Origin of the sequence: Methanobrevibacter sp., assembly GCF_045126245.1 — an archaeon.
In the GTDB taxonomy this organism is placed as follows: domain Archaea; phylum Methanobacteriota; class Methanobacteria; order Methanobacteriales; family Methanobacteriaceae; genus Methanocatella.
Genome location: NZ_JBGVOG010000081.1, coordinates 1 through 11358 on the forward strand (window position 1 = coordinate 1; position 11358 = coordinate 11358).

Annotated in this window: 8 protein-coding genes and 1 pseudogene; 4 read left to right on the forward strand and 5 right to left on the reverse strand. The window is 32.7% G+C overall.

Annotated elements, in window-relative coordinates; all coding sequences use genetic code 11:
* The 4 genes and pseudogenes from ACJMLZ_RS06325 to ACJMLZ_RS06340 all read right to left on the reverse strand — a co-directional run.
* On the reverse strand, positions 1-1039 hold a 1039-nt coding region (locus ACJMLZ_RS06325; protein WP_405304642.1), incomplete at its 3' end, for a phage holin family protein.
* Between the two features lie 100 nt (positions 1040-1139).
* Positions 1140-5033: an SAP domain-containing protein gene (locus ACJMLZ_RS06330; RefSeq protein ID WP_405304644.1), complete on the reverse strand. Its 3894-nt coding sequence runs from the start codon at positions 5031-5033 to the stop codon at positions 1140-1142.
* A gap of 349 nt (positions 5034-5382) precedes the next feature.
* Positions 5383-5628 (reverse strand): hypothetical protein, encoded by a 246-nt coding sequence (locus tag ACJMLZ_RS06335; RefSeq protein WP_405304646.1) that lies wholly within the window; start codon positions 5626-5628, stop codon positions 5383-5385.
* A gap of 36 nt (positions 5629-5664) precedes the next feature.
* Positions 5665-5784, reverse strand: a pseudogene (locus ACJMLZ_RS06340) (hypothetical protein); the annotation flags it as partial.
* Here ACJMLZ_RS06340 and ACJMLZ_RS06345 point away from each other — a divergent pair.
* Both ACJMLZ_RS06345 and ACJMLZ_RS06350 read left to right on the forward strand, forming a co-directional pair.
* Positions 5737-6339 carry a phosphopantetheine-binding protein gene (locus tag ACJMLZ_RS06345; RefSeq protein WP_405304648.1) on the forward strand — a complete coding sequence of 201 codons (603 nt, stop codon included), beginning with the start codon at positions 5737-5739 and terminating at the stop codon, positions 6337-6339. The pseudogene ACJMLZ_RS06340 and the gene ACJMLZ_RS06345 overlap by 48 nt on opposite strands.
* A complete protein-coding gene (locus tag ACJMLZ_RS06350; RefSeq protein WP_405304650.1) occupies positions 6308-6910 on the forward strand; it encodes a hypothetical protein in 603 nt (200 codons plus the stop codon). The genes ACJMLZ_RS06345 and ACJMLZ_RS06350 overlap by 32 nt, the downstream gene beginning before the upstream one ends.
* A gap of 139 nt (positions 6911-7049) precedes the next feature.
* Here ACJMLZ_RS06350 and ACJMLZ_RS06355 read toward each other — a convergent pair whose 3' ends face one another.
* Positions 7050-8033 (reverse strand): homoserine acetyltransferase, encoded by a 984-nt coding sequence (locus ACJMLZ_RS06355; protein WP_405304652.1) that lies wholly within the window; start codon positions 8031-8033, stop codon positions 7050-7052.
* Positions 8034-8630: 597 nt separating this feature from the next.
* Between ACJMLZ_RS06355 and ACJMLZ_RS06360 the strand changes: the two genes are divergently transcribed.
* Together ACJMLZ_RS06360 and ACJMLZ_RS06365 are read left to right on the forward strand one after the other, a co-directional pair.
* On the forward strand, positions 8631-10247 hold the full coding sequence (locus tag ACJMLZ_RS06360; protein ID WP_405304654.1) for an ABC1 kinase family protein: 1617 nt from the start codon (positions 8631-8633) through the stop codon (positions 10245-10247).
* 345 nt (positions 10248-10592) lie between these two features.
* Entirely contained in the window at positions 10593-10772 is a 180-nt protein-coding gene (locus ACJMLZ_RS06365) for a hypothetical protein (protein WP_405304655.1), read from the forward strand.
* The last annotated feature ends 586 nt before the right edge of the window (positions 10773-11358 follow it).

The following is an 11358-nucleotide window of genomic DNA, read 5'->3' on the forward strand; positions in this document are numbered from 1 at the left end:
TTTCCCTCATGAATACATTGGTTCCAGCTCTTGTTGGGATATATGTGATTCCTCGTGAAATCCTTGGTTGGATGTTTAATAGTTTATGTTTCAGTTGGGAATATATTTCATGAATCATGTCTTCAATGACCAGTACGACTATACGTGCGAATTCGTTTGGATTTGAAAATATGGAAAACCATGCGCCGTTATACAGCTTTCTCAAGTCAGTTATTTTGCTGAAGGTGAAAATCACATTGTCAGTATCTCCTGAAAATAAGTTTGATCTACTCGCTCCATTTTCAACAAGCAATCCGTTTCCATCGGATATTCTTTCTTCAAGTATTTTAACCTTTGTAACTCCTGAACACTGCATTACCTGATTGTCGTTTTCTTTTTCAATCCATCTAAAAGCGGTGATGTTTTCATTATTTCCATGAAGGATTCCAGCCTGGCTGGCTCCTGTCTGTGATGAGAGATCAGTTTCCCATTTCTTAAGTTTGTGGGTTTTACCATCTATCATTGACTTGACGGTAGGCATAACTCCCCTGTCAACAGCCTCACGTAAAACGTTGTAGGCAAGCCCATCAATCTCCACGATTATCACTCCAGGATAATCCTTAACTTCCCCTTTTCTTTTAAGTTGAGCTTCCCTCAGCACAGCCTGGTAATATGCCCCATCATCTTCAAGTCCAAATATGGTAGATAGTATTATTGTAATCAGTGATATTGTCAATGGTGCAAGAATCACTCCCAATCCACTAATGTTTAAACCGAAATAGGGTCCGAAAAAAGCAAATAGCCCTCCATTTATAATCAGGGCCCCAATTCCGAAAGTCCAAACCATAATAGGCATATATACCTTTGTAATAAGTGGCCATAACACGGCATTGAAAATGCTGATGAAAAATATGAACAGCACAACTCTATAAAGGTTGGTAACGGTAAAATCCAATCCGAAACTAATTAAATACAATCCAATCAAATTTGCAAAGAACAGTATCAGATATCTTTTCAATGACAGTCCGGGGGTTTTTTTAAGTTCGTCAATGTCTCTCATAAGATTCTTTAAAAATAATTGATAATAGTGAAATTTATTCCACTATTATTCTGTTTGATTTTAATTTATTTCTTTGAAGTAGCTCTTTTAAGTGCCTATCTTAATATTGTGTTTCTTCAGGAAGAGTTTTCTCAATGAGCATACTTAATGAGCCATTCAAGAATTCCGCTATATCAATACCGTTCATGTCGAAATTGCCGAAAATGCCGGAAACATCGAAATTAGATAAGTTAAGGCTTTCCAATAGACCTGACATGTCAAAGTTTTCTGCATCAAAGCTGCTTATCAGACCATCGAAATCAAGATTATCATAATCAATATCGAGCAATTTTGAGATAGCTGCATCGGCAGTCATGATAAATTCGGAACTGCATAATGCATCAATAAGTTCTTCGAGGCTGATTGCGGATATGTCATAGCCTGAAAGGTCAATGCCAAATTCAGTTAAGTCAATTCCTGCTGAATCAAGCAATCCGGATAAGTCAAGTTTGATTGCGCCTAAACTTGAATAATCGAAGTTTTCAAATGCGCCGGCAAAGTCCATATCCGGGTCGGTGAACATTTCCATCAAAGCGGAGATGTCCAGCTCGGATAGGTTAAGGCTTTCTAATAGGCTTGTCATATCAAAGTTTTCTTCGTCAAAGTTGCTTATCAGACCATCCAAATCAAGGTCATCCAATTCAATGTCGAATAACTTTAACATTATTAAAATGGTGTTCATGTCAAAGTCAAGATTGCTAAAGACGCCAATAAGTTCTGCAAGGGTGATTGCAGATAGGTCGTAGTCTGCTAGATCAATGCCTAACTCGGATAAGTCCATGTCCAGTGAATCAACCAATCCGGTTAGGTTAAGTTCGATTGCCATTAAGCATGATAAATCGAGGTTTCCAAATATTGCGGCATAGTCAATGTCTGAATTGGTGAACATGCCTATAATAGCATTAATGTCCAGGTCGGATAGGTTAAGGCTTGCCAGTAGGCTGGATATGTCAAAGTTTTCCACATCAAAGCTGCTTATTAGGCCATCTAAATCAAGGTCATCCAATTCAAGGCCGAATAATTTTAATACAGCTGCAACAGTGTTCATGTCAATTTCAAGATTGCTTAAGATGCCTATAACTTCTGCGAGGCTGATTGCAGTTAAGTCGTATTCTGACAGGTCAATTCCGAGGTCAGTTATGTCAATGCCCAGTGAAACAATCAATCCGGTTAGGTTAAGTTCGATTGCGCCTAAGCATGATAAATCGATGTTTTCGAATATGCTTTCAAAGTCAATGTCTGAATTGGTGAACATTTCTATAAGGCCATTAACATCTAAGTCGGATAGGTTAAGGCTTGCCAATAGACTGGATATGTCAAAGTTTTCTGCATCAAAGCTACTTATTAGGCCATCCAACTCAAGATTATCTAGATTGGATATGTCAAACTTGGATGTAATGTCACTCATGTCTAAATCAGGATTGCTTAAAAGGCCTATAAGGTCTGGCAAGCTTATTGCGGATAGGTCGTAGTCTGATAGGTCAATACCTAATTCAGACACGTCAATTTCTAGTGAATCAATTAATCCGGTTAAATCTAGCACCATTCCATCTAAACTTGAATAATCGCAGTTTTCAAATATGGCTGCAAAGTCAATGTCTGATTTGGTGAACATATCTGTAATGGCCTCAATATCGGAGTCAGACAGGTTAAGGCTTCCTAATAGGCTGGATAGGTCAAAGTTCTCTTCATCGAAACCACTTATTAATCCATTGAAATCAAGGTCATCCAATTCAAGGCCGAATAATCTTAACAGGGCTGAAATTGTGTTCATGTCGATTTCAAGATTGCCAATGATTTCTATAAGCTCTGGCAAGCTTATTGAGGACAAATCATAATCTGACAGGTCAATTCCTAAATCAGATAGGTCAATTCCTAGTGAAATAATTAATCCTGTTAGGTTAAGTTCGATTGCGCCTAAGCATGATAAATCGCAGTTTTCAAATACGGATTCAAGGTCAATGTCTGATTTGGTGAACATTTCTATGATGTCTGCAAGATCTGAACTGGATAGGTTAAGGCTTGCCAATAGGCTGGATATGTCAAAGTTTTCCACATCAAAGCTGCTTATTAGTCCATCTAAATCAATGTCTTCTAAATTAAGGCCGAATAATTTTAACATGGCTGTAATTGTGTCCATGTCAATTTCAAGATTGCTTAAGAGGTATATAACTTCTGCAAGGCTGATTGCGGATAGGTCAAAGCCTGAAGTGTCAATTCCAAGGTCAGATAGGTCAATTCCTAGTGAATCAAGCAATCCGGTTAGGTTAAGTTCGATTGCGCCTAAGCATGATAAATCGAGGTTTTCAAATACTCCGCCGAAATTACTGAACATATCTATAATGGAGGAAAGGTCCAGGTCGGATAGGTTTAGACCGGCCAATAGGCTGGATATGTCAAAGTTTTCTGTATCAAAGCCACTTATTAAGCCACTGAAGTCAAGATTATTGAAGTCAATTGCGGATAGTTTTCCAATTGCGCCAATAGCGGTCATGACAAATTCGGAATTCTTTAATGCATCGATGATTTCTGACAGGCTAATCTCGGACAATTCATAGTCTGCTACATCAATTCCGAATTCGGATAAGTCAATGTCTGCTGAATCAAGCAATCCGGTTAAATCAAGTTTGATTGCATCTAAACCTGAATAATCGCAATTTTCAAACATGCTGACTAAATCAAAGCCTGAAATCTCGTCACCTGAAATGTCGACAGCATCGCCGTATGATAGACCTTGATATTGACCAGGCAGATTGCTCATGTAGGTGTCAAGGTCAAATCCTGTACTCAATAGTTCTGCAATGGCGGATATGCCCATTTTGGAAATGTCTAAAAGCGGCATAGTGGAAGTCAGGGTAATTGGTGATTCTGAATCACTAGTAGGTATTTTAATGTTTACTGCACTAAAATCTAACATTGGGAACATTTCATCGAAAGAATTTAAGCCCGCTGCATCCAAAACATCCATACGAGTAATTACAGTAACATAATCTGAAATTATAGGTTCAATTGATACATCCAAATTATTCATATTAACGTGAACGTCATCGAAGTTTGTGTAATGGAAATCTGACATTAATATGGATAAATCAAGACTGGATAATTGTGTATCCGGCAGTGTGATATTTAGATTCAAGTCGGATAAGTTCACCCTATAGTTTTTGTTTAAGAGATTTAATTTAGGTAAATCTACTGATATTGCAAGACTTTGCCCATCCAATCCTAATGATATGTTAAGATCAAGATTTTCGAAGTTAATGCTTGTATCATTAAAATCAGGATATATGAAGCTGTCTATATTAATATCTAAACTTACACCATAATCAGGGTAAGATTTGAAAAGCAAATTAAGACCTTTTAAGTTTACATAATATGAATCGGTTATTATTTCTAAACTGTCCATAATTGCTGAAAACGCAAGGCTTTGCGGATCTGAACTAGGCAAAATTGACAAATCAAGATTTTTGAATGTGAAGATAGTATTTTCAAAGTCAGTATAGGAAACTTCAGGAATATTCATTTCCAAATCAACATTAGATGAATCTGAAGCGGCCGCCAGTGATATTGTTAAATCGGACATGCTCAAACCATTTTGGGTAAAACCGTTAATCTTTAAATTGGTAGAATCTCCCATAACGGTTTTGTCTTCAATGTCTAACTTCTCATAATCGATTCCAAACATTGTGAGTGCAGAAGTCACTTGCATGTCAAGTGGAGAAGCTGCATCTGCAGAGTCGGAATCTTGTTCGGTTTCCATTAATTCTGAATCATCAGAAACATTCTCGTTTAAGATTGGCAAAACTCTTTCAACGAGGTCTTGCTTTTTTCCTGAAACTTTCAAACCGTTTTCTCTTAAAATGTATTTTAGTTCTGGAACTGTGTATTTTTCAGATATCTCTTCAGCGGTTAATGCCGAAGTGGTTGAACTTTTATCAATTTTTTCTTTTTTAGTCATGATATCATATCCAAAGATTTTTTTTCACTTGATATATATTTTGAAATGCACAATACTTAAATATATTGATTTTTTTTTAAATATTATTTAATTTTTAACTTAAAAAAATAATCATATTACTATAAAATTAATAAATTTCTTTAAAATTATTAAAAATTTTTGAAAAAAATTTTTTAATTATAAATTTGCGGGATGAACGTAAAAAAGTTTTCAAAAAATAACCAAATTAATATAACTAATTTCCAAAATTATTGTTTTGAAAAATATAATCAATAAAAAAAATTAAAAATTTAAAAAATTTGAAAATTATTGGACAGTTTGATAAATTTGTAAGTTATTCAAATTCTAATCAGATATTCTCTTGAGTTTTCAGTGTATTGTAGTAGTATCCTTTTTTGGCTAAAAGCTCCTCATGGGTTCCTTGCTCAATTACCCTGCCTTTCCCGAGCACAAGTATTTTGTCGGCATTTCTAACGGTTGATAATCTATGGGCAATTACAAAGCTAGTTTTATTTTCCATAAGCTTGTCTAAAGCTTCCTGAATCAGTAATTCTGTTCTTGTATCCACATTAGATGTTGCTTCGTCTAAAATCAAGATTTCCTTATTGGAAATAATCGCTCTTGCTATTGTTAGGAGTTGTCTTTGACCTTGGGATATATTATCTCCATCTTCAGTTAGGAGGGTGTTATATCCTTCTGGAAGTTGTCTTATGAATTTATCTGCATTCGCTTTCTTGGAAGCGGCAATTATCTCATCATCTGTTGCTTCAAGATTGCCGTATCAGATGATTTAGAGGGCGATGAACTTAAGACTGCTGTTTGTGATTATGTTGATGAGCGCAAACCAGAATACATGATTCCATCATATGTGATGAAATTGGACAGCATTCCATTGAATGTAAACGGTAAGGTTGACAAACGTGCATTGCCTGAAGTCAACGTTGAACAATTGCAAGTTGAATATGTTGAGCCAACCACTGAAACTGAAAAATATATTGTTGAAGCATTTGAAGAGGTCTTTAATCAGGAAAATATTGGTATATATGATGACTTTGTTCGCCTTGGTGGAGATTCCATAACTGCGATTAAAATAATCTCAATCTTGTCAAAATATGATATTACTGTTAACGCTCGTGTAATATTTAGCAATAAAACTCCTTATCAAATTGCAAAATTCATTGATGAAGATCAAACAGAATATGGATTCTATCTGGCCAAAGAAGGCACTTCAGACCAAAATATGTTTATACTGCCTCCGCTGGGGGGGGATGTCTATGGTATATTCATATTTGGTCGACAGTCTTGAATTTGAAGGAAATGTTTATCTTATTGATGACTTCAAATTTGATTTAACAATTGATGAAATCAAAAATACTGACCATAATATGACACTTGAAAAATATTATGATGCAATCAAAGACATCTTCCAGGATGGAGACATTATTGTTGGTTATTCATTAAGTTGTATTTTTGCACTGCTGATTGTCGAAAAATTGGAAAAAGATAGTCAAATAGGAAAATGTATCTTAATTGATGGTACCTTAGAATTCTACAATTATGAAGTTCCGGATAAGGAAGAAGCATTGACTGCTATTAATGAACTATATGATATGGGCTTTGATGTGGATGAGTTAGGACCAGACCATGATGAGTTAATGGATAAGATGATGGAAATGTTTGTTGTAAACTCCAAATGGGACTTCCCAACTGCAAAAATCAATGATACTCCTGTAATTTATCTGGCTGCTGATCAACAATATGATGAGGGCAGATTGGAAGATATTGCAAGGGATGCCGAGTTCATCTTAATTGAGGATACTGATCATACAGCAATTGTTACAACTGATGCTCTAAAGATTGTAAGGTATCTCAAATAAGTTCCTCAACTAATTTTAGTTGAGGTATTTAATTTTTTTCTTTCATTGAATGTAAAAAAATGTTTCATATATTTAAATGATAAGAAAATTATTATTTCACATTTATTCATTTAAGAAATTGATGCAAAATTAAATTAATCTATTTTTTAAATTCTTCTAAAAATTCCCTAAACGGATTTACAAATACTGAATAGTCATACTTGTAGACAAATTCCTGGTCATCGAAAATATAGATTTCTAGATTTTCAATTTTGTCTTTAAGAGGATAAACGTCAAATTCAGGAGAATAATAACCATCTTCAGAAGCACAGAAAATAAATGTTTTCGCTTTAATATTGGATAATTTATCCTCCACATCATAATTTAATGCAGCATCATTTCTAAATTTAAAATCATAGATGTCATCAGAAGAGCCTTCCTCAACAAAAGTATCTATAAGAACATCAAGATCTTCTTGAGAAAAATTTTGAAATGATTTTTTGGAGAAATACTGGGAATAAATTAAGGTGTTGATTGAAAACATTATTTTTGTTAACGGGTCACTATAGACAGCATCCAAATATGCATCAGAGGACTCGATTAAATTGTTTAGGGCTTTGGAAGTAATGTAGCGATAACCGTTTGTTTTAAAAGAGCTGTGGCCTATAATTAGAAATTCCATTTCATCGGGATACTCACATCCCCAAGTGAAGGCTTCATAACCTCCTCTTCCAACACCAAGAATACCAAGGACATTGCTTATATCAAATTCTTCAGCTAAAAATTTTCTTTTAAAATTCACACAATCCTTAATAGTGTATTTTGGAAAATCAAATTTTAAATTGGTTGTGGATGGTGAACATGATTCTGGAAAACCTAATGAAGTAATTGATATGTAAAAAAAATTAAAATCTGATAACTCGCTTTTTGAACCGAGTAGCTGATTGAGATCTTCAATGGATAAGCAATTTCCATTGTATCTATGGCAATAGATAATTGCGTTGACAATATTGCCTTCTTCATCATATTTTGGAAGTCCACGGGTTGTATATTCCACTTCAACATCTTGAAGAATCTGACCATTTTCAAATTCAAACTCATCCAAAACATGTTTTCTATAACCTAATTTGTCAGACTCAATCATTATTATTCCTCATTAATTGTTATTAGTTCATATGATATATAACTATTATGTAAAATATTTTTTTCAAAATGAAATATTTTATTTAATTGTTTAATAATTTTTAATTTTTTTGAAATTTAATTTTTTTTTAATATTATTTATTTTTCAATAGTTTGTTTTGTAAAATTTTTTATATTAATTCATTTTTTTTATGTATATTTTTCTTTATGAAATTAGGATAATTGAAAATTATTGAATTTATTTACATAATTATCAACAAATTTTAATTATAGTCAATTATCATAAAAATTGTTTAATTTATTAGTTAAATAAAGTTTTATATATTTTAAACATATTTATTATTTTTTATACTTGTTTGATTATTTTTTAGACTAATTTTTAAATAAAATTATAATTTAATCAACATATTTATATGTTATGTATTTTAAAAATTAATATGCAAGTGTTTAAAGTACTAAAATTCACATCTGTGCTTTGTAAGTCAATTTAAAAAAATCGGATAATTTAATAATGATGTTCCATGATTTTTCATGCAGGAAAAATCTTTTTTAAAACACGGAGCATACACAGAATCCTATTAAATTTCAAGTGATTAAAATGGATAAAGAAATGAAAGCCCGCATACGTGAAATAACTGCGGCAATGCGAAAATATGGCTTTGGCAAATTGCTGAGTAAGACCATAAAAGAGAAGATTATTCCTTCAAAAGAGGAGGAATACGACATATTTTTGGACCCGGATCTTCCGGTAAATTTAAGATTGATGTTTCAGGAACTGGGGACCAGTTTCATTAAATTGGGGCAGCTGTTAAGCACAAGGCCGGACATGGTTGGAGAGCGTATTGCTACCGAATTTGAAAAGTTGCAGGATGACAATCCTCCAATCAGTTATGATGATGTAAAAAGAATAGTTGAAAAGGAACTTGGTGGAAATATTGATGATCTTTTTGCCGAATTTTCAAAGGAAAGTCTTGCAACAGCATCAATTGCTCAAGTTCATGAAGCAAAATTAATATCCGGCGAGAGAGTAGCAGTTAAAGTTCAAAAGGAAGGCATTGCCGATACGCTTGAATATGATATAGCTGTCATGAAGCACCTTGTATCCCAAATTCATAAATATAATGATGAATTTAGAAAATACAATTTACCTGGAATGATAGATGAATTCGAATATTCGATGAATATTGAACTTGACTTTACCAATGAACTGGTCAACATGAAACAGTTGGAAGAGAATTTCTCTGAAGATGAAACAGTTCATATTCCAATTGCATATTCCGATTACAGCACCTCAAAAGTTCTTACTATGGAGTTTATCGATGGAACAAAATTAAGTGAGGTATCTGAAAGCGACAGTGAAGAATTTGATAAGCCTCTTTTAGCTAAGCGTCTAATTGACTCTTTTATGAAGCAGGTTCTTCTTGATGGATTTTTCCATGCAGACCCTCATGCGGGCAACGTAATAATTTTGGACGATAATGTTTTATGTTATATTGATCTGGGTTCAGTTGGAATTCTTGACGATGGCTTTAGAAAAGATCTTTGTGACTTATTGATGTTGATTGCGGACCAGGATGTTAATGGTGTGATTAATCAGTTCAGGTACATGGGCATTTTAAATTACGCTATGGATACCACCCGTTTAAAACGTGACCTTCGTGATTTATTCTTCAGATATTTTTCACAAAGTTCCGGGGGATTAAATGAAATATTAAACAAATTGCTGGACCTTATGCAGGATTATGGTGTTGTTCTTCCGAATGAATTCGTCTCAATGGCTAGGGGAGTATCCATGATTGAGGCTGATTCCACTGCACTTGATCCGGATATGGACATTATGGCGTCCATTGAACCGATAGCCAAAAAAGCAATGGAAGAGCGAATGAACATCAAAGAAAGTTTGGGAAATAAAAAAGGCAGTTTGGTCTATTATAAGAATATGCTTAAATCATTGCCTCCAATTCTCGCAAATGCTATTCATAAAATAAATAATGGGGAAATGAGTCTTAGATTTGAAATTGACCATCTTGACCGCATTGTGAGCAAATTTTCATTAGTTGTAATAATTGCCGCACTTTTAATGAGTTCCTCAATAGTGATGACAATCGACAGAGGTCCAATGTTGTTTGACATGCCTCTAATTGCAGTTTTAGGTTATCTGGTAACATTTATTTTAGGGCTTATTGGTATTGTGAATTATCTGTATAGTAGATGAGGATTAACTCCTCATTTATAATTTAAATGAAATTAATGAATGGATTGACATTCATAAATCAAATGTCATTAATTGGCTGATTCAGTTAAGTTCACCCATCCCTTATTGGTTTTTTCTTATTTTTCTATTTTTGATTTTTTCATTGGTTGGTTTTGGTGTTGTCACAATAGGTTTTTTACTAACTTTTAAAGTAACTTTAACATTTTTAAATGCATCCTCATCTGCTTTAAAAGTTATGGGTAATACTTTTCCGGGGGATTATTGTGTCAAAAATGTAGTTTTTATATACGAGTATATCAATAGATTTAATTGGAAAGAATTAACTAAGTAAATGGAGGTGAAACAATGAGAGGATTCGGTGGGATAATTGCTATAATTGTAGGTTTAATATTATTATTCTGTGCATTAGGACCTTTCTTTTTAAAGTTAGGCTTTAAATTGATGGGACTTGCTTTCGATATAGTGTCTCTTTTAGGTTTAATTGCTATTATTGCAGGAATTATTCTTTATATTAAAGGACATTAATATTTTTGTGAAATTTTTAGAAGTTAAATTATTTCTAAAAATTTTTCCTATTTTAATTTATGATTTTTGACGGAATAATTTATTTTAAAAAGTTTTTATGAGGATGCCATTATTCATTTACTATTCTTTATGAGATATAATTGAATGAGAAGATATATGTGAATGGAATCAAATTTTTATTGGTTTTTTATTTTGAAATTTGAACAATTTTAAGAATATTGATTGTGTATTGTTTGTAATTTTATTTTTTTGAACATATTTCAATATATCCCTATATTTTGAAATAATTAATGTATTTAATTGATTTTACATTACAATTGTTGATTATAATATATTTTTGATGAACAATATGGAAATATTCAAACTAAAATCATGGAGAATACGGCAAAATATTGATGAAAAAATTTTAGGTTTGTTAAAAATATTTTACAGATGTTTTGTTATACTTTTAAACAATTTTCATAATATTAATTTAAACGGATTTTATTTTTTTTTTTAATTTTGAAATTTTGAACAATTATCATATTATTGGATTCAGATTTTTTGTTGTTTTTTTTTTTTTAAAAGGTTTAAAAAAAATAAATTA

Excerpts from the sequence above, each read along its gene's own strand:
- ACJMLZ_RS06350 (WP_405304650.1), top strand. The coding sequence starts at position 6,308 with ATGGTATATTCATATTTGGTCGACAGTCTTGAATTTGAAGGAAATGTT.
- ACJMLZ_RS06355 (WP_405304652.1), bottom strand. The coding sequence starts at position 8,033 with ATGATTGAGTCTGACAAATTAGGTTATAGAAAACATGTTTTGGATGAG.
- ACJMLZ_RS06360 (WP_405304654.1), top strand. The coding sequence starts at position 8,631 with ATGGATAAAGAAATGAAAGCCCGCATACGTGAAATAACTGCGGCAATG.
- ACJMLZ_RS06330 (WP_405304644.1), bottom strand. The coding sequence starts at position 5,033 with ATGACTAAAAAAGAAAAAATTGATAAAAGTTCAACCACTTCGGCATTA.
- ACJMLZ_RS06365 (WP_405304655.1), top strand. The coding sequence starts at position 10,593 with ATGAGAGGATTCGGTGGGATAATTGCTATAATTGTAGGTTTAATATTA.